Origin of the sequence: Pseudomonas kuykendallii, assembly GCF_900106975.1 — a bacterium.
GTDB classification, from domain to species: domain Bacteria; phylum Pseudomonadota; class Gammaproteobacteria; order Pseudomonadales; family Pseudomonadaceae; genus Pseudomonas_O; species Pseudomonas_O kuykendallii.
This window is the reverse complement of sequence record NZ_FNNU01000009.1, coordinates 126,997-150,979: the sequence shown is the minus strand read 5'-3', so window position 1 is coordinate 150,979 and position 23,983 is coordinate 126,997. Positions and strand designations below refer to the sequence as shown.

The following is a 23,983-nucleotide window of genomic DNA, read 5'->3' as shown; positions in this document are numbered from 1 at the left end:
CAGACCATGCTCAACCCGGGCGGCCTGAAGAGCTACTGCCACGGCCTGGACAACCTGCACCAGCATCCGGGCATCACCCACCTGGCCGGCGCGAAACAGGAAGGCAACCAGGCCCGGCCACAACTGTTCAAGGCCGACGTCAGCCTGCTGCTCGACGGCGACGAACTGCTCCAGGAAGAGGTCTTCGGCCCCACCACCATCGTCGTCGAAGTGGCCGACAAGGCCGAGCTGATCCAGGCTCTGCATGGCCTGCACGGCCAACTCACCGCCACCCTTATCGCCGAACCGGCGGACCTGGACGCCTACGGCGACCTGCTCGCACTGCTGGAACAGAAGGCCGGGCGCCTGCTGCTCAACGGCTACCCGACCGGCGTGGAAGTCTGCGATTCGATGGTGCATGGCGGCCCGTACCCGGCCACCTCCGATGCCCGTGGCACGTCGGTGGGCACCCTGGCCATCGACCGCTTCCTGCGCCCGGTGTGCTACCAGAACTATCCGGACGCCTTCCTTCCCGAAGCGCTGCGCAACGCCAACCCGCTGGGCATCCAGCGGCTGGTGGACGGCACGCCGAGCCGCGAGACGCTGTAGGCCGTCAATCGACGCGAGGGTGGGGCGGGCGGCGCTCCACCCTCAATGCACCGACTTATCGGTGGGCTGAAGCCCACCCTACGGCTGATCTTCAGCCCTGCGACAGTGAACCAATAGCCTCCGACAGCCCCGCCGTAGGCCATTACAAGAACAACAACGAGGGTCAAACATGAATACCAGCACGCTGGCCGCGGACGCGGCTGCCCAGGAATCCCTGGAAAACCGCATCTACCGCAAGGTGAACTGGCGGATCGTTCCGCTGTTCATCCTCTGTTTCCTATTCGCCTACCTGGACCGGGTCAACATCAGCTTCGCCAAGTTGCAGATGCAGAGCGACCTCGGCTTCAGCGACACCGTCTACGGTCTGGGCGCGAGCCTGTTCTTCGTCGGCTATTTCCTCTTCGAGGTGCCGAGCAACATGCTCTTGCACCGCATCGGCGCCCGCGTCTGGATCGCCCGGATCATGATCTCCTGGGGCCTGGCCTCGGCGGCGATGATGTTCGTCAGCAACGAGACTTGGTTCTACGTGCTGCGCTTCCTGATCGGCGTGATGGAGGCCGGCTTCGTGCCCGGGGTGCTGTATTTCTTCACCCAGTGGTATCCCGGCAACCGCCGTGCGCGGATCAACTCCTACTTCAAGAGCTCGATCTGCCTGTGCGGCATCATCGGCGGACCGCTGGCGGGGTTCATCCTCGGCCACTTCGACGGTGTCGGCGGCATGGCCGGCTGGAAGTGGCTGTTCCTTCTTGAAGGCCTGCCGTCGGTGCTGCTGGGCCTGGTGGTGCTCTGGCTGGTGGCCGACCGCATCGAGGATGCGCGCTGGCTGAGTCGCGAGGAGAAGGACTTCCTGGCCGGCTGCATGGCCCGTGACGTGCAGCCCGAAGGCTCGCAGTCGCTGCGTTCGATCCTCAAGGAGCCGGCGACTCTGGCGCTGTCGGGCATCTACCTGTGCCTGGTGATGGCGCTGACCGGGCTGCTGTTCTGGATGCCGCAGCTGATCCGCAATGCCGGGGTCGACGACACCATGCGCATCGGCCTGCTGACCATGATCCCCTACATCGTCGCGGTGGTCGGCAACCTGCTCATCGGGCGCAGTTCCGACATGCGCGGCGAGCGCCGCTGGCACATGGCGTTCTGCGCGGCGATGACCGCCTGCGGCTACCTGGTCTGCGCGCTGTTCTACGGACAGATCGCCCTGCTGATGCTGGGCATGTGCCTGATCATGACCGGCATCATCGCCTGGATGCCGATCTTCTGGACCATTCCGCCGCGCTATCTCAGCGGTCTCGCCGCTGCGGCCGGCATCGCCCTGATCAACTCGCTGGGGCAACTCGGGGGTATCGTCGGTCCGTTCATGGTTGGTAAGGTCCGGGATCTGTCGGGCAGCTCGTCGCTGGCGTTGTTCATGCTGGCGGGCGCCTGCCTGTTGGCCACCGCGCTGATCATCTGGGCGGTGCCTTCGCGCTTCTATGCCAAGGAAGTACCGGCCGACAGCTGACTGAATCCGGCGGCGTTCGCGCCGCCGTCGAACGAGGAAATTCCGTGAAGAAGAAAGTACTGGTATTCAGCCGCGCCTCATCCGCCGAGGTGATGGCCGACCTGCGCGAGCGTTACGAGCTGAGCGTCTTCCTCGACCCGCTGGGCGCCGACCGGGAGGCGTTCGTCGCCGCCCTGGCCGACGCCGACGGGCTGATCGGCGCCGGCAGCAAGCTCGACGAGTCGGTGCTGCAACACGCGCCGAAGCTGCAGGTGATCTCGACCATTTCCGCCGGTTACGACAATTACGACGTGGCCTACCTGAAACAGCGCGGCATCCGCCTGACCAATACCCCGGACGCGGTGACCGAAACCACCGCCGACACCGGCTTCATGCTGCTGATGATGACCGCGCGACGTGCTGTCGAGCTGGCCACGCTGGTCCGGGAGGGCGAGTGGAAGGCGAGCATCGGCGAAGCGCATTTCGGCGTCGACGTGCACGGCAAGCGCCTCGGCATCATCGGATTGGGGCGCATCGGCGCCGCCGTGGCGCGGCGCGCGCATTTCGGCTTCGGCATGTCGATCCTCTACAGCGGCCACAGCGACAAGCCGCAGTACGAGGAGGAGTTCGGCGCGCGGCGGCTGCCGATGGACGCGCTGCTCGGCGAGGCCGATTTCGTCTGCGTCTGCGTGCCGCTCTCCGCGGAAACCCATCACCTGATCGGCGAGCGCGAGTTCGGCCTGCTGCGCAAGGAGGCGATCTTCATCAATATCGCCCGTGGCCCGGTGGTGGATGAAACCGCGCTGGTCGCCGCGCTCAAGGCCGGAAAATTCCGTGGCGCCGGCCTCGACGTGTTCCAGAAGGAGCCGCTGCCGGGCGACTCGCCGCTGTTGGCACTGCCCAACCTGGTGGCACTTCCGCACATCGGCTCGGCGACTCACGAGGCGCGCGAGCTGATGGCGCGCACCGCGGCGGACAACCTGATCGCCGTGCTCGACGGCCGCGAGCCGGCCTACCCGGTCGAGCTCTGACCGGCGCGGATTTACCCAGGCCTTACCTGGCACTGACAGCAGCGTACCTGCGCCTGCGAGATAATTCGCCGGCGCAAGGTGCGCTTGCGTTCGTTCAGGAGGTGCCAGATGTCTTCCACTCTGATGCGTGCCGGTCTTGTCGGCCTGCTGTCGTTGGTGCTCGCCGTGCCGGTGTTCGCCGGCCCACCCGGCCCACCGGGGCACGGCGGTCCCGGAGGTCCCGGAGGTCCGGGCGGCCCAGGTGGGCCAGGCGGCGAACGCTATTACCCGCCAGGGCCGCGTCACGGTCACGGCCTGCCTGGCGCGGCACGGGAAATCTGGATCGGCAGCACGCTGTACTTCCTCGCCGCCGGTGCCTACTACCTGTGGGATGCCCCGCGCGAGCAGTATGTGGTGGTCAACCCGCCACCGGTGGTCCAGGCAGTGCCGGTGGGCAACTACGAGGTCATCGCCTACCCGGCGCAGGGCCAGAGCGCCGACCAGCAGGCCCGCGATCGCTACGAGTGCCACGGCTGGGCGGTATCGCAGAGCGGTTTCGATCCAGCCTCCGCGCAATCCGCGCCACCGCCGGGCGTGGCGGACATCTACCGGCGAGCGCTGGGCGCCTGCCTGGCCGGTCGCGGCTACAGCATCAACTGAGGCGGCGCCAGGCCCGCGTTCCGCGGGTCTGGCGTGGGGTCTTCTAGAGGGTTTCCACGGCCTTCACGGCGGGCGGATCGTTCTTTGCCCGGCTGGAAAGCACGATGGCGGCGATGATCAGCGCTCCGCCCAGCAGCATGCGCAAGGTCGGCTGCTCGCTGAACAGCCACCAGGCGAACGCGATGCCGTAGACCGGCTCGAGGGCGAACACCAGCGCCGCCGAGCGCGCATTCAGCACGTGCAGCGCGGAGACGAACAGGCTGTGCGCGACCCCGGTACAGAACGCCCCGAGCATGAACAGCCACAGCCAGTCCAGCGCGCGTACCTCGAGCAGGTCGCGCCAGGCGAACGGCAGCAGGCAGAGCAGGATCGCGGCGTTCTGGCAGAGCGCCGCCTGCATCGGGTTGAGGCCGCGGACGGTGGCGCGGTTGGCCAGCGTCAACAGGGCGAACAGCAGGCCCGAGGAAACGGCCCAGAGCAGCCCGCTGGTGGAGCCGCTGGCGAGATCGAAGTGCGGCGTGACCAGCACCAGGCCGAGGCTGACCAGGCCAACCAGGGTCCATTCGCGGCGCTGAATGCGCTCGCGAAACAGCAACCCTTCGAGCAGCACGGTGAAGGCCGGGAAGCTGGCGAACCCCAGGGTGGCGATGGCCACGCCGGAAATCTTCACGGCGTAGAAGAACGTCAGCCAGTGCCCGCCGAGCAGCAGCCCGCTGCCGGCGAGCATCGCCAGGCGGCGCCGGTCGATCGGTGATTCGCCGGCACGCAGACGGCTGAACGGAATCAGCGCGGCCACGGCGAACAGCGAGCGGCCGACGACGATGGCCAGCGGGGCGGCCAGCGCCAGCTTGCCGAAGATGCCGCTGAGACCGAAGGCCAGGGCACCGATATGCAGGCCGATGAGGGCGCGACGCGGCGTCATGCGAGGCGTGCGCCGTTGGCCAGGGGCTTGTCGAAACCGGCCAGGACTACCTTGCCGTCGGCATCGTAGACGCCGGTGACCAGCACCTCGGAGCGCACGCCGGCGATCCGTTTCGGCTCGAAGTTGCACACGCAGAGCACCTGGCGGCCGGGCAGGTCTGCGGCGGCGTAATGCGCGGTGATCTGTGCGCTGGAGGTCTTCACGCCCAGCTCGCCGAGGTCGACCTCCAGTACGTAGGCGGGTTTGTTGGCTTTTTCGTTGAGACGGGCGGAAAGCAGGGTGCCGACGCGCAGTTCCACGCGTTGGAAATCCTCCCAGGTGATGCTGGACATGCTGATCCTCGGGGGCGTTCGGGGCCGGCTCGATTGGCCGGGGAGACTCGATTCTACGGGGCGGCTGGCGCGGCCGTCTGTCGCGCTACTCGCCGGTTTTGTCGCGCAGCTCGCGGCGCAGCGCCCGCGGCGACCGGCCGAACTCGCGCACCATGGCGGCGGTGAAGGCGCTTTGCGAGGCATAGCCGACGCAGGTGGCGATCTCGCCGATGGCGCGGGCGCTGTTCAACAGCAACTCGCGGCCCAGGCTCAGGCGACGCTGGCGAACGAAATCCATCGGCGTCTGCCCGGTCTCTTCGAGAAAACGCAGGTGGAAACGCGCCGCGGAAAGCCCCGCCAGGCGCGCCAGGTCGGCGACCTGCAGTGGCCGCGCGGCGTTACGCTCGACGTAGGCGCGCAGGGCGTCCAGCGGCAGGCGCTGGGCGCGTGCGTCGGCGGGAGCGGCGCTGGCGAGGCTGGCGAGCAGCAGCGCAGCGCCCTGTTCGGCGATCACCGCATCGTTGATCGGACTCGCCGCCAGCCAGCCGACCAGTTGGCTCTGTGGCGCATTCAGTTGCAGCGCGCCGGGGCGTTCGAGAATCCGCTCGCAGGTGTCGGCATGCGTGCCCAGCCGGCTGCGCAGCCAGTCGCGGGGCGGCACGTCGAGCACCAGGCAACGGCTGCCGTACGGGCTGCCGCAGGCGTGGTGTTCGTCCTCGGGTACCACTGCGAGGGTCTGCTGGATCACCTGGCTGCCGCGCCCGGCAACCTCGAAATCCAGGCGCCCGGACAGGCCGAACACCAGCTGTGCGTGGGCATGGCTGTGGGCGACCAGTTCGTGGCTGTAGTGGCGCAGGGTCAGGATCGACGGCATCGCGGTTTCCTCGGCGGATCGCCGCAGTCTACCCAGAACGGCCGTCGAGATGGAAAAGGAAAGGCGGGTTAGAGAATCACCTTGTCCTTGAGCTTCTCGGCCGCCTGTTGCAGCGCCTCCACCACACGATCCTTGTCGAAGTTCTGGATGCCGTTGGTGTCGAGGTACATGGAGAAGCCGGGCAATTCGTGCTCGACGTAGCTGGAGCTGGCGCCGAGGTCGCGGCGGAAGTCCACCACCTGGTAGATCTGCACGGGACGGCTGAAACCCTTCACGCTGATCTGGCCCTTGTCGCGGCACATGATCACGTCCTTCACCAGGGAATAGGTCTCGTGGGAAATCAGGATCTCGCCGGCTTCGCTGGCGCTTTCCAGGCGGCTGGCGAGGTTCACCTCGCGGCCGATGATGGTGTAGTCCATGCGTGTGTCGGCGCCGAAGTTGCCCACCGTGCAGTAGCCGGTGTTCAGGCCCATGCGGATTTCCAGCGGCTTGGTGATGCCCTGGGCGCGCCACTGCTGGCGCAGCACCTTCATGTGCTTGCGCATGGCGATGGCCATCGACACGGCGGCCAGCGCATCCTTTTTCGCGCCCTGGGTCGCCGGGTCGCCGAAGAACACCATCACGCTGTCGCCGACGAACTTGTCGATGGTGCCGCCGTGTTTCAGGGCGATCTTCGACATCTCGTTGAGGTAGGTGTTGAGCAGGTCGGTCAGCGACTCGGCTTCCAGCTCCTCGGAGAGCTCGGTGAAGCCCTTGATATCGGAGAAGAACACCGAGAGGCGCTTGCGCTGGGTTTCCAGGCGCACGCTCTTCTTGCCCTTGAAGATCGACTCCCAGACCTGCGGGGACAGGTACTTGGCCAGCCCGTGGGCCAGGCGCGCGGCTTTTTCCTGCTCGCGGCGGATCTCGTTGCGCACCTGGGCCAGGCGCAGGCCCTGCTGGTGGGCGAAGTAGGCGCTGATGCAGATGAAAAGCGAGCTGAAGAGGATGCTCACCAGGGCCACCAGCGGCGGCGTGGCGAAGGCCAGCCGCGGGCCGACCAGGGCGCTGCAGAGCAGCACGCCGCCGAGCGCCATCAGCAGGCCGAGGCCCAGGTAGAGCAGGCCGCCGACCACCAGCGCGCTGAAGCCGATCATCAGCAGGTTCATCAGGCTCGGCACCACCGAGAAGCTCATCAGCGCGACCGCCGCGCCCGCGTGCAGGGCATCGATGGCGAGCAGGGCGAGGTCGACGCTCCGCGCGTGATTCGTCTTGAAGCGCCGTCCGATCTGGTAGGCCAGGTGCGGGTAGAGCAGGGCGTAGGGCACCAGCCAGAGGATGTGGTGGCCGAAGTGGTTGACGTAGGTGCCCGCCGCAATGGCCGCGGCGGTGGCGATGTACGCCAGCACGCGCAGGTAGTATTCGCGGATCGGCGGCGTCGGCAGCCCGTCTAGCGGGGTCGCGGGGAAAGACTTCATCTGATTGGAACGATCCCTGGTGAGGCGATGGGCACCGTGGCCACGTACGTCTGTTCAGTCCATGAGGCCGACCAGCGCCCCGACGGCGGGATCATAGCGAAGCACCGTCCGGCAGCCAATCACGGCCGCCGGATGACGCGGGATTCAGGCAGAAAGCGGGCGGGATGTACGGCTCGTCGACGTTCCGCCGTCGTTGCGGCGGAAAACGTCAGGAAACCGTTAGAAGGGAATGCGTCCGGTGAAGGCGTCCCTGAGCATCACCCAGTCGCCCATGAAGCTGTAGAGCGGATACTGGAAGGTCGCCGGGCGGTTCTTCTCGAAGATGAAATGGCCTACCCAGGCGAACCCGTAGCCCGCCACCGGCAGGGCCAGCAGCCAGATCCACTGCTGGCTGGCCAGTGCGTAGGCCAGGATGCCGAGCACCAGCAGGCTGCCGGCGTAATGCAGCCGACGGCACACCGGATTGCTGTGTTCCGCCAGGTAATAGGGGTAGAAATCGGCGAAGCGGCTGAAGCGTTCGGCGGTTTGCGTACTCATCTCGCACCTCCTGTCATTGTGTTCCCAAAGTCTAGATCGGACGGCCGCGCAGGCCAGTGACAATGGGGGCCAGTCTAGTATCCTTGCGACACGGCGCCGCAGGCCCTGATCCGACAACAAGAAGACGCCATGAGCGAACCACGGACAACTTCATCGAGCTGGGCGCAGAGCATCGTCCAGGGCCTGGAAATGGGCGGCGTCGACTGTCGCGCGCTGTTCCTCGAGCTGGGCATGGACTACGCCGCGCTGGGCGATGCCGAGGCGCGCTTCCCGCAGGACGGCATGACCCGGCTCTGGCACCGCGCCGTGGAGCTGTCCGGCAACCCGGCGATCGGCCTGAACATGGCCCGCGTGGTGCGGCCCGCGTCGCTGCACGTGGTTGGTTACGCGCTGATGTCCAGCCGCACCCTGCGGGAGGGCCTGACCCGTCTGGTGCGTTACCAGCGAATCATCGCCGAGGGCGCCGACCTGAACCTGCGCATGCTGCCCGAGGGCGGCGCGCTGACGCTGGCGATCCATGGCGACCGTCTGCCGCCCGCCCGGCAGAGCGCCGAAGCCTCCCTGGCGTGCACCCTGGCCTTCTGCCGCTGGATCAGCGGAACGCCGCTCAAACCCCTGCAGGTGTGGCTGCAGGGCCCGCCGCCGGCCGATCCGGAGCCTTACCGCCAGGTGTTCCAGGCGCCGCTGCAGTTCGACGCCGAACACTACGGGCTGCTGTTCGAACTCGCCGATCTCGAAGCGCCGCTGCCGTCGGCCAACGAGTCGCTGGCGCAGTTGCACGACCGCTTCGCCGGCGAGTACCTGGCACGTTTCTCCGGCAGCCGGGTCGCCCACCAGGCCCGCCAGGTGCTCTGCCGCCTGCTGCCGCAGGGCGAGCCGCGTCGCGATACGGTGGCGCAGGCGCTGCACCTGTCCGAGCGCACCCTGCAGCGGCGCCTGCAGGACGAACGCACCAGCTTCCAGCAACTGCTCGACGACACCCGTCGAGAACTCGCTGAGCAGTACCTGGCGCAACCCAATCTGACCCTGCTGGAAATCGCCTACCTGCTGGGCTTCGCCGACCCGAGCAACTTCTTCCGCGCCTTCCGCCGCTGGTTCGGCAGCACGCCGGGCGAGTACCGCGCCGCGCTGGACAGCCGTTGATCGGGCCGGGCGCGGTCAGTGCCGCCAGAACGCCGGGGTCAGCAGCACCAGCACGGTGATGATCTCCAGGCGGCCGAGCAGCATGCCGAAGGAGAGCATCCATTTCGCCGCGTCCGGCAGGCTGGAGAAGTTGCCGGCCGGGCCGATGATGTGGCCCATTCCCGGCCCCACGCCGCAGACGGTGCTGGCGGCGCCGGTGAGCGCGGTGATCCAGTCCAGCCCGGTGAGGGTCAGGCCGAGGGCGATCACCGCGATGGTGATGGTGAAGAAGAACGAGAAGGTGATGATCGAGCGGACGATCTCGTCGTCCAGGTTGTGCCCGTTGTACTGCTGGCGGATCACCGCGCGCGGGTGCACCAGTTGCTGCAGGTTGGCGCGCAGCAGCACCCAGGCGACCTGGAAGCGGAAGATCTTCAGCCCGCCGGCGGTGGAGCCGGAGCAGCCGCCGATGAAGCCGAGGTAGAAGAACAGCATGATCGAGAAGCTGCCCCACAGCGTGTAGTCGCCGAGGGCGAAGCCGGTGGTGGTGACCACCGAGGTGACGTTCAGCGCGACGATGCGGAAGGTGTCCATCCAGCCCAGCCCGGAGCGCATCTGGTACCAGAGGCTGAAGCCGATCCAGGTGAACACCAGCAGGCCGATCAGCCCGCGCACCTGATGGTCTTTCCACAATGCCCGGCGGTTGCCGCGCAGGGTCGACACGTAGAGCGTGAAGGGCAGGCTGCCAAGGATCATCAGCACCACCGCCACCCAGTGCACGGCCGGTTGCTGCCATTTCGCCAGGGACAGGTCGGAGGTCGAGAAACCGCCGGTGGAGATCGCCGACATGGCGTGGTTCACCGCATCGAACAGGCTCATTCCGGCCAGCCAGAACGCCAGGCTGCCGACCAGGGTGAAGCCCAGGTAGATCACCAGGATGTACTTGGCGACCATGTGCGAGCGCGGCATGACCTTCTCCGACCAGTCCGAGGACTCGGTCTGGAACAGCCGCATGCCGCCGACGCGCAGCAGCGGCAGGATCGCCACCGCCATGCCGATGAAGCCGATGCCGCCCAGCCAGTGCAGCAGCGAACGCCAGATCAGGATGCCCGGCGACATGCTGTCCAGCCCGCTGAGCACCGTGGAGCCGGTGGCGGTGACGCCGGACATGCTCTCGAAGAAGGCGTCGGTGTAGCTGATGTGCTGGATGAAGAACAGCGGCAGGGCGGCGAAGCAGCACACCGTCAGCCAACTGCAGGTGGTCAGGAAATACATGTCGCGCGGGCGCAGCTGGACGTTGTCCGGACGCCCCGGCAACACCAGCATCAGGCCGGTGGCGAAGGTGATCAGGCTGGCCCAGAGGAACGAATGCAGGTCATCGCTACGGTCGTAGACCAGCAGCGTGAGCATCGGTACGACCATGCCGATCGCCAGGGTGATGAGAAAGATGCCGAGAATGAAACCGATCATGCGCAAGGTCGGCAGGGCCATGGAAACAACTCGGATCTGGGAGGCAAGGGGCGCCATTCTACCCGCGCCCCCGGCGCTGTAAACCGCCGTCAGGAGGCGCCGGCGGGGCGATTGTGGGGCGGTTCGGGGCGCGCCCTGGCGAGGCATTTCCCCGCGGCCGGCCGCTGCCCTCTAGAATGGCCGCTCATTTCAGTATTCAGGAGGTGGCCCGATGGAGGCTCTGGACGCTCTGCTCAAGCGTGTTTCGGTGACCCGGCTGGAAGAACCCGCGCCGGACGCGGCGCAGCGCGAGGCGATTTTCCGTGCGGCCCTGCGCGCGCCGGATCACGGCCAGCTGCGCCCGTGGCGTTTCCTCAGCGTGGAAGGCGAAGCGCGCGAGGCGCTTGGCGAACTGTTCGCCCGCGCGGTCGCCGAGAAACAGGCAGACGCCGAGCCGGCGGTGCTGGAAAAGGCGCTGGCCAAGGCCCGCGCGATGCCGTTGCGCGCGCCGCTGCTGGTGGTGGTGATCGCCTGCGTGCAGGCGCATCCGAAGGTCCCGGCGCAGGAGCAGAGGCTAGCGGCCGGCTGTGCGGCGCACGGCATGCTGCTGGCCGCCCACGCGCAGGGCGTCGGCGCGGTCTGGCGCAGCGGCGAGCTGTCCTACGATGCCCGCGTCGAGGCCGGCCTGGGCCTGGCGGAAAACGAGGAAATCGTCGGTTTCCTCTATATGGGCACGCCCAGCGGAGAGCTGCGCACACCGCCAGCGCTCGATCCCGCGGACTTCGTGACCGCCTGGCGGGGCTAGTCCCCGCTCAACCCTTGAGCGGCAACTCCAGGCTGGCGACGAAGCCACCCTGCGGATGGTTGGCCAACTGCAGGGTGCCGCCGTGGCGCTCGGCGGCGCGCCGCGCGATGGCGAGGCCGAGGCCATGTCCTGCCGCCGCCTGGCCCGGCGCGCGGAAGAATGGCTCGCCCAACTGGTTCAGATGTTGTGCCTCCACGCCGGGACCGTGATCGCGCACGCTGATCAGCAGCGTCTCGCCCTGGCGCGCCGCGCGAATCTCGATCGGCTGATCGGCCGGGTTGAAGCGCAGCGCGTTGCGCAGCAGGTTGTCCAGCGCGCGGTCGATCATGTCCGGCCAGCCGAACAGGGCGATGCCCGGCTCGATGTCGATCTCGATGCGCTGCTCGGGGTTGCCGACGCTGGCGTTCTCGCGGATGCCCTCGAGGAGGGCGGCGAGGTCGACTTGCTGCACCGGGCCCGGATCGGCATCCAGCCGCGCCAGCGCGAGGATCTCGGCGATCAGCGCTTCGAGGCGGTCGCAGTCCTTGGCCAGCCGCGGCCATAGCGCCTCGCGCTCCTCCGGCGTCGCCCGTTCGGCCAGCGCCAGGGCGATGCGCAGGCGCGCCAGCGGCGAGCGCAGCTCGTGGGAGACGTCGCGCAGCAACTGCCGCTGGCTGCCGATCATGCCCTGCAGGCGCGAACCCATGCGGTTGAAGTCGCTGGCCAGCACGCCGAGCTCGTCGCGCCGCGCGGCCAGTTGCGCAAGGCTGTTCTGCTGGTAGGCGGTCTGCCCGAGGTCGTGCACGGCGCCGCGCAGGCGCGTCAGCGGACGGGTGATAGAGAGGGTCAGCAGCAGGCTGAACAGGGTCAGCACCACCAGCGCGATGCCCAGCGCGCTGAGCGGCCAGAGCAGGCTGTCGCGGTGCCAGGCGTCCAGTTCCGGGCGCGGGATGCGATAGATGAACAGGTAGGTTTCGTCGCTGGTCGGGCTGGTGTAGTCGGTGGTCAGACGCCGCCAGGGCAAGCCGCGATCATCGCCGCGCGGGTCGCCGGCGCCGTGCTGGCGGGCCTCGAAGGCCGCGGCCCGCGGCGGGAAGGTGCCCTTGATGACGGCCAGGCCGTTGTCGCCGAGCACCTGCACATCGATGTGATAGCGCTGGCGATGGCGCTCCAGAAAGCTCTGCGCGGCTTCTTCCCCGTCCGTTTCGTAGACCTGCGTCCAGCGTTCGGCGAGATCCTTGACCCCCGGATGCCGGTTGAGAATCCAGGAGTCCTGGTTCAGTGCATGGCCCAGCAACAGGGAAAGGCCTGCCACCAGGGCAATGGCCAGCCAGAAGCTGGCGAGGATGCGCCAGAACAGTGAACGCACGGCAATTCCTTGATCATCAATGGCAAAAAAGCCCGCCAGGTCCAGCCTGACGGGCGCGTGCTACGCGGTTTTGCTCAGTTCTTGGCCTTCGCCGCCTTCTCGGCTTTCCAGGCTTCGAACTCGGCGTGTTCGGCGCGGCGTTCTTCCATCTCTTTCTGCTTCTCGTCGAAGCGCTTCTGCTGCTCCGGAGTCAGCAGGGCGCGGATGGCGCTGTCGTTCTTCGCACGGGCGGCCTCGAGTTCGTCTTCCATGGCCTTCTTGTCGGCGGCCGGAAGCTTGTCGAGGTACTTGCGGGTGAGTTCGCGACGGTTCTCCATCTGATCACCCATCAGCCTGCCGACCTGCTGGCGCTGTTCCCTGGTCAAGTCCAGGTCGCCGAACGGCCCGTGTTCGCCACGCGGTCCGTCCTTCGGACCGCAACCGTGTTCGCCCTGCATGTGCGGCGGTACGTCGGGGCCGCCTTTTTCCGGCGCGGCGAACACCGCGGTGGCGGGCAGGGCGGCGGCGAGCGTGAGAGCGATGAGTGTCTTGCGCATGTGTTTTCTCCTTGTCTGAACCGGCCGATTGCCGATGTGCCCAGTCTACGGACGGCAAGGTCAAGGGCGGTCAGGCCAGGGTAAAGGCTTGGTAAACGCTGCGTATGGAGGGGCGGCGTCAGGCGCTGTAGTAATAGCCGCGGCTGCGCAGCGCGAGAATGCGCGGACGTCCGTCGGGGTGCGGGCCGATCTTCTTGCGCAGGTTGCTGACGTGCATGTCGAGGCTGCGGTCGTAGAGGGTCAGCTTGCGGCCGAGGGCCAGTTGCGCCAGTTCCTGCTTGTCCAGCGGTTCACCCGGCTGGCGCAGCAGCGCTTCGAGCAGGCGGCTTTCGGAGACGGTCAGGCTGATCTCGTGGTCGCCGATGCTGACCACGCCGCGCGCCGGACTGAAGCTCAGGTCGTCCAGTTGCAGGTGGCTGCCGCTGCTGACCGGCTGGCTGCGGCGCAGCACGGCGCGCAGGCGTGCGGTGAGTTCGCGTGGGTCGCAAGGCTTGGCCAGGTAGTCGTCGGCGCCCAGTTCCAGGCCGAGGATGCGGTCCAGCGGTTCGCCGCGGGCGGAGAGCATCAGTACCGGCAGGTCCGGGTGGTTGCCACGCAACTGGCGCAGCAGTTCCAGGCCACTGCCGTCGGGCAGCATGACGTCCAGCACCACCGCCGAGGGCGCGTGCTGGGCGAGCGCCGCGCGGGCGCTGTTGCCGTCGTGGCAGGCGCGTACCTGGAAACCTTCCTGGCTCAGCCAACTGACCAGCAACTCGCAGAGTTCCTCGTCGTCGTCGATCAGCAGCAGTTCACTCATGGCGCTTCAGTTGGTCCATTGCCGACGCGCGCTGCGGTTGCCGCGCAGCAGCGAGCCGAAGAAGAACGCGATCAGGGCAACCCCGCCACCGATGACGAACCACAGCTGCTGCTCGCTGAGCAGCGGCTGGGGCTTGGCGCTGCGGGCCTGTTCCAGATCCTGCAGCAGGCGGCGGTTTTCCTCGCGCAGTCGTTGCAGCTGGCGCCCGGCTTCGGGTTGCGTGGCCCGCTGCAATTGCTCGGTCAGCTCACTGCGCTGTGCCTCGCTCACCGCCAGACGTTGTTCCAGCTCATCGAGCCGCGCCGCCGCTTCGTCGTTCTGCTGGGCGTGCACCGGAAGGGCGACGAGCGCCGCGGCGAAGAACAGGTAGGTGAGTGGGCGCATCGGATTTCCTTTTCCAGGCAGGCGTGCGACGGGGCGGATCAGGGCAGGACGCGTTTGAACGGCTTGACGATCACCCCGCCGTAGACGCCAGCGGCGCGGTACGGATCGGCCTCGGCCCAGCTCAGCGCGGCTTCGAGGGAGTCGAACTCGGCGACGATCAGGCTGCCGCTGAAACCGGCCGGGCCCGGATCGTTGCTGTCGACGGCCGGGTGCGGGCCGGCTAGGACCAGGCGACCCTCGGTCTTCAGCTGTTCCAGGCGGGCGATGTGCTCCGGGCGGGCGGCCAGGCGTTTTTCCAGGGAGTCGGCGACGTCTGTGGCGATGATGGCGTAGAGCATGTCAGTCCTTGGTTTTTTCAGGAGAGGTGTCGTGCAGATGGCGTGCCAGATAGAGACCCTGGCCGATCAGGAAAAGTACCGTCATGGCGAGGCTGCCGAACACCTTGAAGTCGACCCAGATGCTCTGGAAGGTGAAGGCGACGAACAGGTTGGCGCAGCCGCAGAACAGGAAGAACGCCACCCAGGCGACGTTCAGGCGGTTCCAGATCGCCTGCGGCAGCTCCATCGCATGCCCCATGACGCGCTGGATCAGCGGTTTGTCACCGATGAAGTGGCTGCCGGCGAAGGCCACGGCGAACAGCCAGTTGACCACCGGGGCTTTCCACTTGAGGAAGGTTTCGCTGTGGAAGGCCAGGGTCAGGCTGCCGAACACCAGGCAGGCGATCAGCGTCAGCCACTGGCCCTTTTCCAGCTTGCGCTGCAGCGCGAAGAGCGTCCCGTAGACCGCCACCGAGGCGACGATCAGCACCGCAGTGGCGCTGAAGATGCCGCCGACGCTGAGGCTGTGTCCGGCCAGTTCGACTACGCGGGGTTCCATTTTGTAGACGATGAAGAACAGCAGCAGCGGGATGAAGTCGATGAATTGTTTCACGGGCGCAGCCAGAGAGCGGGATGTGGCGGCATAATAGCAAACATCAATGACGGCGAAACTTCGCCCAGAGCCTTAAATATGAAGGTCGACCTGCACTGCCACAGCACCGCATCGGATGGCGTCCTGGCGCCCTCCGTGGTGGTCGAGCGCGCCCACGCGCGCGGTATCGGCATGCTCGCGCTGACCGACCACGACACCCTCGATGGGCTGCCGGAGGCGCGCCTGGCGGCGGCCGGGCTGGGCATCCGGCTGATCAACGGCATCGAGCTGTCCTGCACCTGGGGCGGCGCGACAATCCATGTGCTGGGCTACGCCTTCGCCGCCGACGCGCCGCAGTTGCAGCAGGCCATCGCCGAGCTGCATGCCGGGCGCTGGCTGCGCGCCGAGGAAATCGGCCGGCGCCTCGAGGCCAAGGGCATGCCCGGCGCGTTCGAGGGCGCGCGGGCGATCCAGCAGGAGCTGGGTGACAGCGGCAACGCGCCGGCGCGGCCGCACTTCGCCGAGTTCCTCACCCGCGGCAAGTACGTTCGCGACCATGCCGAGGCCTTCCGCAAGTGGCTCGGCTCCGGCAAGCTCGGCGACGTCAAGCAGCACTGGCCGACCCTGGAGCAGACGGTGGCGACGCTGCGCTCGGCCGGCGCCTGGATCAGCCTGGCGCACCCGATGCAATACAGCCTGACGCGCAGCAAGCGGCGTCGGCTGATCATCGATTTCGTCCAGGCCGGCGGGCACGGCCTGGAAGTGGTCAACGGCATGCAGCCGGCCGAACAGGTCGGTTCGCTGGCGATCCTGGTCCGCGAGTTCGGGCTGATGGCCAGTGTCGGCAGCGATTTCCACGCGCCGGGCGACTGGTCCGAACTGGGCATGTACCGCCCGTTGCCGGACGACCTGTCGCCCTTGTGGGCGCGATTCCAGCAAGCGCCAGCGAGCACGCCCCATGTCGTCGCTCAATGAGCAGGGAGCCATCATGAGTCAGTTCTTCCAGATCCATCCGGAAAATCCGCAGCCGCGCCTGATCAAGCAGGCGGTGGAGATCGTCCGCGGCGGCGGGGTGATCGTCTATCCGACCGACTCCTCCTATGCGCTGGGTTGCCACATCGGCGACAAGAACGCGGTGGAGCGCATCCGCCGTCTGCGCCAGCTGGACGACAAGCACAACTTCACCCTGGTCTGCCGCGATCTCTCGCAGCTCGGCCTGTTCGCCAAGGTCGATACCGGCGCCTTTCGCCTGTTGAAGATGCATACGCCGGGGCCTTACACCTTCATCCTCAGCGCCACCCGCGAGGTGCCGCGCATGCTGCTGCATCCCAAGCGGCGCACCATCGGCCTGCGCGTGCCCAGCCACCCGATCGCCCAGGCGCTGCTCGAGGAACTCGGCGAGCCGCTGATGAGCGTGAGCCTGATCCTGCCCGGGCAGAGCGAGGCGATGGAGGACCCGTACGAGATGCGCCAGGCCCTGGAGCATCACGTCGACCTGATCATCGACGGGGGCTACGGCGGCACCGCGGTGTCCACCGTGGTCAACCTCTCCGAGGGCGAACCGCAGGTGATCCGCGTCGGTTGCGGCGACCCCGCGCCGTTCATGGACGGCCAGTGAGGCGTAGCCGGCGCAGATGAGCATGCAGGACGAACCCATGCTCGAGGCCAGCGCACCCGAGCCCGAGCAGCTTCGCCTGGCGCTGGTCTACGGCGAGGCCGTCACCGAGCTGCCGCAGGACCTGTACATCCCGCCGGACGCGCTGGAGGTCTTCCTCGAAGCCTTCGAGGGCCCGCTCGACCTGCTGCTCTACCTGATCCGCAAGCAGAACATCGACATCCTCGACATTCCCGTGGCCGAGATCACCCGCCAGTACATGGGCTACGTCGAGCTCATGAAGAGCGTGCGCCTGGAGCTGGCCGCGGAATATCTGGTGATGGCCGCGATGCTCGCCGAGATCAAGTCGCGCATGCTGCTGCCGCGTTCGGCGATCGCCGAGGACGAGGAGGACGATCCGCGCGCCGAGCTGATCCGCCGCCTGCAGGAATACGAGCGCTTCAAGGCCGCGGCGGAAAGTCTCGACGGCCTGCCGCGCCTGGGGCGCGACATCAGCGTGCCGCGGCTGGATGCCCCGGAGGCCAGGGCGCGCAAGCTGCTGCCCGAGGTCTCGCTGGAGGAGCTGCTGCTGTCCATGGCCGAGGTGCTGCGCCGCGCCGACATGTTCGAGAGCCACCAGGTGACCCGTGAGGCGCTGTCCACCCGCGAGCGCATGAGCGAGGTGCTGGAGCGCCTGAAGGGCGGCGGTTTCGTGGCCTTCGTCGCGCTGTTCAGCGCCGAGGAGGGCCGTCTCGGCGTGGTGGTGACCTTCATGGCGGTGCTCGAACTGATCAAGGAATCGCTGGTCGAGCTGGTGCAGAACGAGCCTTTCGCGCCCATCCACGTACGCCTGCGCGGCGAAGAACCCACCCAGGTGGTCCTGCAGTGAACCTCTCCGATCCGAAAGACCTCGCTTCGCTGCTCGAAGCCTACCTGCTCGCCTCGGGCAAGCCGCTGTCGCTGGAGCGCCTGGGCGAGCTCTTCGAGGAAATCGAGCGGCCCACGCCCGCGCAGCTCAAGGCCGCGCTCAAGGTGCTGGAGAAGTCCTGCAGCGGCCGCGCCTTCGAGCTGAAGGAGGTCGCCAGCGGCTATCGCCTGCAGGTGCGCGAACGCTTCGCACCCTGGGTCGGACGGCTCTGGGAGGAGCGCCCGCAGCGCTATTCGCGGGCTCTGCTGGAGACCCTGGCGCTGATCGCCTATCGCCAGCCCATCACCCGCGGCGAGATCGAGGACATCCGCGGCGTCGCCGTCAACAGCCAGATCGTCAAGACCCTGCTGGAGCGCGAATGGGTGAGGGTGGTCGGCCACCGCGACGTGCCCGGCCGGCCCGCGATGTTCGCCACCACGCGCGGCTTCCTCGACCATTTCAACCTGAAGAGCCTCGACGAACTGCCGCCACTGGCCGTGCTGCGCGAGCTGGAGCCCGCGCCTCTGGCGGACGAGGAAGACGCGCCGGTGCCTGACGGCCTGCAGGCGCGCGCCGACGCCAGCGAACTCGGCGAGGACGCGCCGGCCCGCGAGGAAACCAGTTTCCGCAGCCTGCTGGCGGAACTCGACACGCTGGAACAGGGCCTGAAGACTGACTTCGACGATCTGCCGCTCGCCGAAGAGGCCGATGACGTCGAGGCCGATCCCGATACCCGGCACTGACGCCGCGCGCCGCGAAACCGGCCGTCGCCGTCGAGGACGCGTGCATGAAGAATCCCTGCATCAAGGTCTGCGAGTTCGACGCCGACGTCTGCCGCGGTTGCGGCCGCACGCGCGAGGAGATCAAGGCCTGGAAGCGCCTGGACAAGCCCGAGCAGCGCGCCGTGCTGGCGCTCTCCGAGATGCGCCTGCTGGCGTTGGCGGCGACGGGGCGGCGCAAGAAGAAACGCTGACCCCGCGCAGACGGGCGAAGCGTCTAACGCCAGGGCTCGCCCGCTGCAGCGGCCATTCCACGCCCGTCGCGGCGCATTGAACATCCCGTCACGACACCCGGTCTGTACGAAGAGGCCTCGCGTGGCATAAGTTCGCAGGAACCGTTGATAAGCCAGGAGCCAGACATGCATCCCCGAGTCCAAGCGGTAACCGATCGGCTGATCGAGCGCAGCCGTCCCACCCGCGAGCGTTACCTGGCACAGATGGGCGCCGCCGCCAGCCAGGGCCCGCAGCGCGGCCAGCTGCAGTGCGCCAACTTCGCCCACGGCGTGGCCGGCTGCGGCAGCGATGACAAGCAGAGCCTGCGCCTGATGAACGCGGCCAACGTCGCCATCGTTTCCGCTTACAACGACATGCTCTCGGCGCATCAGCCCTACGAGCACTTCCCGGCGATCATCAAGCAGGCGCTGCGCGAGATCGGCTCGGTGGGCCAGTTCGCAGGCGGCGTGCCGGCGATGTGCGACGGCGTCACCCAGGGCGAGGCGGGGATGGAGCTGAGCCTGGCCAGCCGCGAGGTGATCGCCATGTCCACCGCCGTGGCGCTGTCGCACAACATGTTCGACGCGGCGCTGTGCCTGGGCATCTGCGACAAGATCATTCCGGGGCTAATGATCGGCGCGCTGCGCTTCGGCTACCTGCCGTTCGTCTTCGTGCCGGGCGGGCCGATGCCGTCGGGGATTTCCAACAAGGAAAAAGCCGAGGTCCGCCAGCTGTTCGCCGAAGGCAAGGCGACCCGCGAGCAGTTGCTGGAATCGGAGATGAAGTCCTACCACAGCCCCGGCACCTGCACCTTCTACGGCACCGCCAACACCAACCAGGTGGTGATGGAGGTGATGGGCCTGCAGCTGCCCGGGTCGTCCTTCGTCAATCCGTACACGCCGCTGCGCGACGAGCTGACCCGCGAGGCGGCGCGCCAGGTCACCCGGATGACCCGCCAGGGCGGGCAGTTCATGCCGCTGTGCGAGATCGTCGACGAGAAGTCCATCGTCAACTCGGTGGTCGCGCTGAACGCCACCGGCGGTTCGACCAACCACACCCTGCACATCCCGGCCTTCGCCCGCGCCGCCGGCATCCTGCTGACCTGGCAGGACATGGCCGAGTTGTCCGAGGTGGTGCCGACGCTGGCCCACGTTTATCCCAACGGCAAGGCCGACGTGAACCATTTCCACGCCGCCGGCGGGGTCAATTTCATCGTCCGCAGCCTGCTCGATGCCGGCCTGCTGCACGAGGACGTCAACACCGTGGTCGGCCACGGCCTGCGCCGCTACCTGCAGGAACCCTTCCTCGACGGCGAGCGCCTGTCCTGGCGCGAAGGCCCGCGGCAGAGCCTGGACGAGAACATCCTGCGCCCGGTCGAACGCCCCTTCGACGCCGAAGGCGGCCTGCGCCTGATGGAGGGCAACCTCGGGCGCGGGGTGATGAAGGTCTCCGCGGTGGCGCCCGAACATCAGGTGATCGAGGCGCCGGCGCTGGTGTTCGCCGATCAACTGGAACTGGCCGCCGCCTTCAAGGCCGGCGAGCTGGAGCGCGATTTCGTCGCCGTGGTGCGTTTCCAGGGGCCGAAGGCGAACGGCATGCCCGAGCTGCACAAGCTCACGCCGTTCCTCGGCGTGCTGCAGGATCGCGGCTTCAAGGTGGCGCTGGTCACCGACGGGCGCATGTCCGGCGCGTCGGGCAAGGTGCCGGCGGCGATCCACGTCTGCCCCGAGGCGAAGGACGGCGGGCCGCTGGCCTACGTGCGCAACGGTGACGTGATCCGGATCGACGGAACGCGCGGCGAGCTGCTGGTGCGTGTCGATGCCGCCGAGCTGGAAGCCCGCGAGCGCGCTCGGCAGCCTGCGGATACCGGGGTCGGCTGCGGTCGCGAGCTGTTCGGCTTCATGCGCGCCGCCTTCAGCTCGGCGGAACAGGGCGCCAGCGCCTTCACCGCCGAACTGGAAGCGCTCCGGTGAGTGTGTCGCTGGTCGGCGATATCGGCGGCACCAATGCCCGGCTCGCGCTGTGGCGCGACGGGCAACTCGAGCACGTACGGGTTCTCTCCACCGCCGCGTTCGCCGGCCCCGAACAGGCCATCCGCAGCTACCTGGATACCCTCGGCCCGCACGCTGGTGAGCTGGAGCGCGTCTGCCTGGCCTGCGCCGGACCCGTCAGCGGCGACGAGTTCCGTTTCACCAACAACCATTGGGTGATCAGCCGCACCGCGTTCTGCCGCGATCTCGGGCTGAGCGACCTGCTGCTGATCAACGACTTCAGCGCCATGGCGCTGGGCGTCACCTGCCTGCGCAAGGACGAATTGCTCGATGTGCGCCCCGGCGTGGTGGTGGCCGACTGTCCGCGCCTGGTGCTCGGGCCCGGCACCGGCCTGGGCGTCGGCACGCTGCTGCCGGACACGCGCGGCGGCTGGCATGCGCTCGCGGGCGAGGGCGGGCATGTCGACCTGCCGATCGGCAGCGAGCGTGAGGCGGACCTGTGGAGTTATCTGCACCGCCAGCTCGGCCACGTCAGCGCGGAAAACCTGCTCAGCGGCTCCGGGCTGGTCAGCCTGTACCGCGCCAGTTGCGCGCTGGACGGCAAGACCCTGCGCTTCGACAGCGCCGCCGAGGTGACTCGGGCGGCGCTGGAGGGCGACGCCCAGGCGATCGCCGTGCTGGAGCAGTTCTGCACCTGGCTGGGGCGCGTCGCCGGCAATGCGGCGCTGACCCTCGGCGCGCGCGGTGGCGTCTATCTCGCCGGAGGCATGCTGCCGCGCTTCGCCGACTTCCTCGTCGCCAGCGGATTTCTCGCCGCCTTCCAGGCAAAAGGCGAGATGAGCGGCTACCTGATGCACATCCCGGTGTGGCTGGTTACCGCCGAACAGCCGGGCCTGCTGGGCGCCGGACTGGCCCTGCAGCGCAGCCTCGCGGGCGAGTCGCCGATGATCAGCGGGCTCGCCGACGATGTCTGAGGCCGGCATGAGTTCCGTGCCCATGGCGGGTTTCTCGCTTGGCGCAAAGGCGGCTGGCTGGCCTATCCTGCCGTTAACCGTGGAAATCGCCGGCGGACGGTCCGCTCTGTGCATCGGCCGTGTGGCATTTTCCAACCGTTTCGCTGACTGAAGAATCGACCCATGCCCGGAATCAATGTCACTCCCTGCACGTTCGCATTGTTCGGTGCGCTCGGCGACCTCGCCCTGCGCAAGCTCTTCCCCGCGCTTTATCACCTGGATCACGCCGGCCTGCTGCATGAGGACACGGTGATCTTCGCCCTGGCCCGCGAGCCGCGCGATCCACAGGAACACCTGGATTTCATCGAGCAGACGCTGCGCCGCTACGTGGGCGAGTCAGGCATCGAGGAAGACTGCATGCGCCGCTTCATGGCGCGCATGAGCTACCTGACGATGGACTTCAAGAAGCCCGACGACTACGCCGCGCTCGGCGCCCAGGCCAGTACCCGGCAGCCGGTGGTGGCCTATTTCGCCACGCCGGCCTCGGTGTACGGCGCGATCTGCGAAAACCTCGCCACCCACGGCCTCGCCGAGCGCACCCGCGTGGTGCTGGAGAAACCCATCGGCCACGACCTGGCGTCCTCGCGGCTGGTCAACGATGCGGTGGCCCGGTATTTCCCGGAAACCAGCATCTACCGGATCGATCACTACCTGGGCAAGGAGACGGTGCAGAACCTCATCGCCCTGCGCTTCGCCAACAGCCTGTTCGAGACCCAGTGGGACCACAACCACATCTCCCACGTCGAGATCACCGTGGCCGAAACGGTCGGCATCGAGGGCCGCTGGGGCTACTTCGACCAGGCTGGCCAGTTGCGCGACATGATCCAGAACCACCTGCTGCAACTGCTCTGCCTGATCGCCATGGACCCGCCGGCGGACCTTTCCGCCGACAGCATCCGCGACGAGAAGGTCAAGGTGCTCAAGGCCCTGGCGCCGTTCAGCGTCGACGAACTGAGCCGTCATCTGGTGCGCGGCCAGTACAGCGCCGGCAACATCAACGGCAAGACGGTGCCCGGCTACCTGGACGAGGAGGGCGCCAACGTCGAGAGCAACACCGAGACCTTCGTCGCCCTGCGCGCGGACATCCGCAACTGGCGCTGGTCCGGCGTGCCGTTCTACCTGCGAACCGGCAAGCGCCTGGCGCAGAAGATGTCGCAGATCGTCATCCACTTCAAAGAGCCGCCGTTCTACATCTTCGCCCCGGAGCAGCGCTCGCAGGTCAGCAACCGGCTGATCCTGCGCCTGCAACCGGACGAGGGCATCTCGCTGCAGGTGATGACCAAGGAGCCGGGGCTGGGCATGCACCTGCGCAGCGGCCCGTTGCAGCTGAATTTCTCCGATGCCTACAAGAACGCCCGCGTTCCCGATGCGTACGAACGCCTGCTTCTGGAAGTCATGCAGGGCAATCAGTCGCTGTTCGTGCGCAAGGACGAAGTGGAGGCGGCCTGGCTCTGGTGCGACCGGCTGATGGCGGGCTGGAACGCCCTGGGCGAAACGCCGAAGCGCTACTCGGCGGGCTCCTGGGGACCCGCAGCCTCGATTGCACTGATAACCCGCGACGGGAGGTCCTGGTATGGCGATCTATGAACTGGAACTGCCGGTCGGGCTGATGGCGCACAGTTGCACCGACGCCGAACGCCAGGCCGACGCGCTGGCCCAGGCGGTGTCCACCGCGCTGCGTTCGGCGCTGGAAACCTATGGCAAGGCCAGCCTGGTGGTGTCAGGCGGGCGCAGCCCGATCGCCTTCTTCGAGCGGCTGTCGCGTGAGCCGCTGGACTGGGCGAGTATCCAGATCGGCCTGGCCGATGAGCGCTGGGTGTCCGTCGAACACGCCGCGAGCAACGAAGGCCTGGTGCGCCGGCACCTGCTGCAGGGCCCGGCCGCCGCGGCGAGCTTCCTTGGCCTCTATCACCCGGCGCCGACCCTCGAGGACGCGGCGCTGCTCGCCGACCGCGCGCTGGCCGAGCTGCACCAGCCGATCGACGTGCTGGTGCTGGGCATGGGCGACGATGGCCACACCGCCTCGCTGTTCCCCGCCAGCCCGCGCCTGAGCGACGCGCTGGAGGCGGAAGGCCATCGCCGCTGCCTGCCGATGCAGGCCCCGGTCGAACCCCACGAACGCCTGACCCTGACCCTGCCGGTGCTGGCTTCGGCGCGCCTGCCGCTGCTGGCGATCCAGGGCGAGGCGAAGCTGGAAACCCTGCGCCTGGCCCTGGCCGGAGAGAACGTCGCGGCGATGCCGATCCGCGCGTTCCTGCATTCCCCCCTGGAAATCTATTGGTGCCCCTGAGGCCGAGGACG

At 67.7% G+C, this 23,983-nt stretch carries 27 protein-coding genes; 15 read left to right on the top strand and 12 right to left on the bottom strand.

Annotated features, from left to right (window positions below):
- The 4 genes from BLV15_RS21455 to BLV15_RS21440 form a co-directional block, all read left to right on the top strand.
- Positions 1-588, top strand: a 588-nt coding sequence (locus tag BLV15_RS21455) for an aldehyde dehydrogenase family protein (protein ID WP_483878428.1), incomplete at its 5' end; no start/stop codon positions are given.
- A 169-nt stretch (positions 589-757) separates the two neighbouring features.
- On the top strand, positions 758-2,086 hold the full coding sequence (locus tag BLV15_RS21450; protein WP_090231764.1) for an MFS transporter: 1,329 nt from the start codon (positions 758-760) through the stop codon (positions 2,084-2,086).
- A 44-nt stretch (positions 2,087-2,130) separates the two neighbouring features.
- The gene (locus BLV15_RS21445) at positions 2,131-3,096 is read left to right on the top strand and encodes a 2-hydroxyacid dehydrogenase (protein ID WP_090231763.1); all 966 of its coding nucleotides are present in this window, start codon (positions 2,131-2,133) and stop codon (positions 3,094-3,096) included.
- A 108-nt stretch (positions 3,097-3,204) separates the two neighbouring features.
- Entirely contained in the window at positions 3,205-3,735 is a 531-nt protein-coding gene (locus BLV15_RS21440) for a hypothetical protein (protein WP_139210768.1), read from the top strand.
- 43 nt (positions 3,736-3,778) lie between these two features.
- On the opposite strand, the gene BLV15_RS21435 is transcribed toward BLV15_RS21440, so the two are convergent.
- The 5 genes from BLV15_RS21435 to BLV15_RS21415 form a co-directional block, all read right to left on the bottom strand.
- On the bottom strand, positions 3,779-4,657 hold the full coding sequence (locus BLV15_RS21435; RefSeq protein WP_090231762.1) for a DMT family transporter: 879 nt from the start codon (positions 4,655-4,657) through the stop codon (positions 3,779-3,781).
- A complete protein-coding gene (locus tag BLV15_RS21430; RefSeq protein ID WP_090231761.1) occupies positions 4,654-4,989 on the bottom strand; it encodes a tRNA-binding protein in 336 nt (111 codons plus the stop codon). Before BLV15_RS21430 ends, BLV15_RS21435 begins: the two co-directional genes overlap by 4 nt.
- A gap of 85 nt (positions 4,990-5,074) precedes the next feature.
- Positions 5,075-5,842 carry a helix-turn-helix domain-containing protein gene (locus BLV15_RS21425; protein WP_090231760.1) on the bottom strand — a complete coding sequence of 256 codons (768 nt, stop codon included), beginning with the start codon at positions 5,840-5,842 and terminating at the stop codon, positions 5,075-5,077.
- 68 nt (positions 5,843-5,910) lie between these two features.
- On the bottom strand, positions 5,911-7,299 hold the full coding sequence (locus BLV15_RS21420) for an adenylate/guanylate cyclase domain-containing protein (protein ID WP_090231759.1): 1,389 nt from the start codon (positions 7,297-7,299) through the stop codon (positions 5,911-5,913).
- 219 nt (positions 7,300-7,518) lie between these two features.
- Positions 7,519-7,836: an Mpo1-like protein gene (locus BLV15_RS21415; protein ID WP_090231758.1), complete on the bottom strand. Its 318-nt coding sequence runs from the start codon at positions 7,834-7,836 to the stop codon at positions 7,519-7,521.
- Between the two features lie 129 nt (positions 7,837-7,965).
- Between BLV15_RS21415 and BLV15_RS21410 the strand changes: the two genes are divergently transcribed.
- Positions 7,966-8,979 carry an AraC family transcriptional regulator gene (locus BLV15_RS21410; protein ID WP_090231757.1) on the top strand — a complete coding sequence of 338 codons (1,014 nt, stop codon included), beginning with the start codon at positions 7,966-7,968 and terminating at the stop codon, positions 8,977-8,979.
- A 15-nt stretch (positions 8,980-8,994) separates the two neighbouring features.
- Here the strand turns inward: BLV15_RS21410 and BLV15_RS21405 are convergent, their stop codons facing one another.
- Complete coding sequence (locus tag BLV15_RS21405) at positions 8,995-10,449, bottom strand: TrkH family potassium uptake protein (protein ID WP_090231756.1); 1,455 nt, start codon at positions 10,447-10,449, stop codon at positions 8,995-8,997.
- A gap of 190 nt (positions 10,450-10,639) precedes the next feature.
- Between BLV15_RS21405 and BLV15_RS21400 the strand changes: the two genes are divergently transcribed.
- On the top strand, positions 10,640-11,212 hold the full coding sequence (locus BLV15_RS21400; protein WP_090231755.1) for a nitroreductase family protein: 573 nt from the start codon (positions 10,640-10,642) through the stop codon (positions 11,210-11,212).
- A gap of 7 nt (positions 11,213-11,219) precedes the next feature.
- On the opposite strand, the gene BLV15_RS21395 is transcribed toward BLV15_RS21400, so the two are convergent.
- The 6 genes from BLV15_RS21395 to BLV15_RS21370 all read right to left on the bottom strand — a co-directional run bounded on the left by BLV15_RS21395 (position 11,220) and on the right by BLV15_RS21370 (position 15,206).
- Entirely contained in the window at positions 11,220-12,560 is a 1,341-nt protein-coding gene (locus tag BLV15_RS21395; RefSeq protein ID WP_090231754.1) for a sensor histidine kinase, read from the bottom strand.
- A gap of 74 nt (positions 12,561-12,634) precedes the next feature.
- A complete protein-coding gene (locus BLV15_RS21390; protein ID WP_090231753.1) occupies positions 12,635-13,096 on the bottom strand; it encodes a Spy/CpxP family protein refolding chaperone in 462 nt (153 codons plus the stop codon).
- Positions 13,097-13,214: 118 nt separating this feature from the next.
- Complete coding sequence (locus BLV15_RS21385; RefSeq protein WP_090231752.1) at positions 13,215-13,892, bottom strand: response regulator transcription factor; 678 nt, start codon at positions 13,890-13,892, stop codon at positions 13,215-13,217.
- A 6-nt stretch (positions 13,893-13,898) separates the two neighbouring features.
- Positions 13,899-14,276, bottom strand: coding sequence for an SH3 domain-containing protein (locus BLV15_RS21380; RefSeq protein WP_090231751.1), 378 nt, complete (start codon positions 14,274-14,276; stop codon positions 13,899-13,901).
- A 38-nt stretch (positions 14,277-14,314) separates the two neighbouring features.
- Complete coding sequence (locus BLV15_RS21375; RefSeq protein WP_090231750.1) at positions 14,315-14,614, bottom strand: YciI family protein; 300 nt, start codon at positions 14,612-14,614, stop codon at positions 14,315-14,317.
- A gap of 1 nt (position 14,615) precedes the next feature.
- Positions 14,616-15,206: a septation protein A gene (locus BLV15_RS21370; RefSeq protein ID WP_090231749.1), complete on the bottom strand. Its 591-nt coding sequence runs from the start codon at positions 15,204-15,206 to the stop codon at positions 14,616-14,618.
- Between the two features lie 78 nt (positions 15,207-15,284).
- On the opposite strand from BLV15_RS21370, the gene BLV15_RS21365 reads away from it, so the two are divergent.
- The 9 genes from BLV15_RS21365 (at position 15,285) to pgl (ending at position 23,972) form a co-directional block, all read left to right on the top strand.
- Positions 15,285-16,160, top strand: coding sequence for a PHP domain-containing protein (locus tag BLV15_RS21365; protein WP_090231748.1), 876 nt, complete (start codon positions 15,285-15,287; stop codon positions 16,158-16,160).
- A gap of 13 nt (positions 16,161-16,173) precedes the next feature.
- Positions 16,174-16,803 carry an L-threonylcarbamoyladenylate synthase gene (locus BLV15_RS21360; protein WP_090231747.1) on the top strand — a complete coding sequence of 210 codons (630 nt, stop codon included), beginning with the start codon at positions 16,174-16,176 and terminating at the stop codon, positions 16,801-16,803.
- Between the two features lie 142 nt (positions 16,804-16,945).
- Complete coding sequence (locus BLV15_RS21355; protein WP_175534416.1) at positions 16,946-17,668, top strand: segregation and condensation protein A; 723 nt, start codon at positions 16,946-16,948, stop codon at positions 17,666-17,668.
- Positions 17,665-18,429 (top strand): SMC-Scp complex subunit ScpB, encoded by a 765-nt coding sequence (scpB, locus tag BLV15_RS21350; protein ID WP_090231746.1) that lies wholly within the window; start codon positions 17,665-17,667, stop codon positions 18,427-18,429. The genes BLV15_RS21355 and scpB overlap by 4 nt, the downstream gene beginning before the upstream one ends.
- A gap of 44 nt (positions 18,430-18,473) precedes the next feature.
- Positions 18,474-18,659, top strand: coding sequence for a DUF1289 domain-containing protein (locus tag BLV15_RS21345; protein WP_090231745.1), 186 nt, complete (start codon positions 18,474-18,476; stop codon positions 18,657-18,659).
- 165 nt (positions 18,660-18,824) lie between these two features.
- Entirely contained in the window at positions 18,825-20,651 is a 1,827-nt protein-coding gene (gene edd / locus BLV15_RS21340; RefSeq protein ID WP_090231744.1) for a phosphogluconate dehydratase, read from the top strand.
- Positions 20,648-21,643 (top strand): glucokinase, encoded by a 996-nt coding sequence (locus tag BLV15_RS21335; RefSeq protein WP_090231743.1) that lies wholly within the window; start codon positions 20,648-20,650, stop codon positions 21,641-21,643. Before edd ends, BLV15_RS21335 begins: the two co-directional genes overlap by 4 nt.
- Positions 21,644-21,805: 162 nt before the next feature.
- Positions 21,806-23,269 carry a glucose-6-phosphate dehydrogenase gene (gene zwf, locus BLV15_RS21330; RefSeq protein ID WP_090231742.1) on the top strand — a complete coding sequence of 488 codons (1,464 nt, stop codon included), beginning with the start codon at positions 21,806-21,808 and terminating at the stop codon, positions 23,267-23,269.
- Complete coding sequence (pgl, locus tag BLV15_RS21325; protein ID WP_090231741.1) at positions 23,256-23,972, top strand: 6-phosphogluconolactonase; 717 nt, start codon at positions 23,256-23,258, stop codon at positions 23,970-23,972. Before zwf ends, pgl begins: the two co-directional genes overlap by 14 nt.
- Positions 23,973-23,983: the final 11 nt, after the last annotated feature.

Bases quoted from the DNA above. Each gene is read 5' to 3' on its own strand.
- BLV15_RS21420 (WP_090231759.1), bottom strand. From the start codon at position 7,299: ATGAAGTCTTTCCCCGCGACCCCGCTAGACGGGCTGCCGACGCCGCCG.
- BLV15_RS21380 (WP_090231751.1), bottom strand. From the start codon at position 14,276: ATGCGCCCACTCACCTACCTGTTCTTCGCCGCGGCGCTCGTCGCCCTT.
- BLV15_RS21375 (WP_090231750.1), bottom strand. From the start codon at position 14,614: ATGCTCTACGCCATCATCGCCACAGACGTCGCCGACTCCCTGGAAAAA.
- BLV15_RS21365 (WP_090231748.1), top strand. From the start codon at position 15,285: ATGAAGGTCGACCTGCACTGCCACAGCACCGCATCGGATGGCGTCCTG.
- BLV15_RS21440 (WP_139210768.1), top strand. From the start codon at position 3,205: ATGTCTTCCACTCTGATGCGTGCCGGTCTTGTCGGCCTGCTGTCGTTG.
- BLV15_RS21400 (WP_090231755.1), top strand. From the start codon at position 10,640: ATGGAGGCTCTGGACGCTCTGCTCAAGCGTGTTTCGGTGACCCGGCTG.
- BLV15_RS21435 (WP_090231762.1), bottom strand. From the start codon at position 4,657: ATGACGCCGCGTCGCGCCCTCATCGGCCTGCATATCGGTGCCCTGGCC.
- BLV15_RS21410 (WP_090231757.1), top strand. From the start codon at position 7,966: ATGAGCGAACCACGGACAACTTCATCGAGCTGGGCGCAGAGCATCGTC.
- BLV15_RS21390 (WP_090231753.1), bottom strand. From the start codon at position 13,096: ATGCGCAAGACACTCATCGCTCTCACGCTCGCCGCCGCCCTGCCCGCC.
- BLV15_RS21415 (WP_090231758.1), bottom strand. From the start codon at position 7,836: ATGAGTACGCAAACCGCCGAACGCTTCAGCCGCTTCGCCGATTTCTAC.
- pgl (WP_090231741.1), top strand. From the start codon at position 23,256: ATGGCGATCTATGAACTGGAACTGCCGGTCGGGCTGATGGCGCACAGT.
- BLV15_RS21360 (WP_090231747.1), top strand. From the start codon at position 16,174: ATGAGTCAGTTCTTCCAGATCCATCCGGAAAATCCGCAGCCGCGCCTG.
- BLV15_RS21430 (WP_090231761.1), bottom strand. From the start codon at position 4,989: ATGTCCAGCATCACCTGGGAGGATTTCCAACGCGTGGAACTGCGCGTC.
- BLV15_RS21425 (WP_090231760.1), bottom strand. From the start codon at position 5,842: ATGCCGTCGATCCTGACCCTGCGCCACTACAGCCACGAACTGGTCGCC.
- BLV15_RS21450 (WP_090231764.1), top strand. From the start codon at position 758: ATGAATACCAGCACGCTGGCCGCGGACGCGGCTGCCCAGGAATCCCTG.
- BLV15_RS21345 (WP_090231745.1), top strand. From the start codon at position 18,474: ATGAAGAATCCCTGCATCAAGGTCTGCGAGTTCGACGCCGACGTCTGC.
- edd (WP_090231744.1), top strand. From the start codon at position 18,825: ATGCATCCCCGAGTCCAAGCGGTAACCGATCGGCTGATCGAGCGCAGC.
- BLV15_RS21405 (WP_090231756.1), bottom strand. From the start codon at position 10,449: ATGGCCCTGCCGACCTTGCGCATGATCGGTTTCATTCTCGGCATCTTT.
- BLV15_RS21385 (WP_090231752.1), bottom strand. From the start codon at position 13,892: ATGAGTGAACTGCTGCTGATCGACGACGACGAGGAACTCTGCGAGTTG.
- zwf (WP_090231742.1), top strand. From the start codon at position 21,806: ATGCCCGGAATCAATGTCACTCCCTGCACGTTCGCATTGTTCGGTGCG.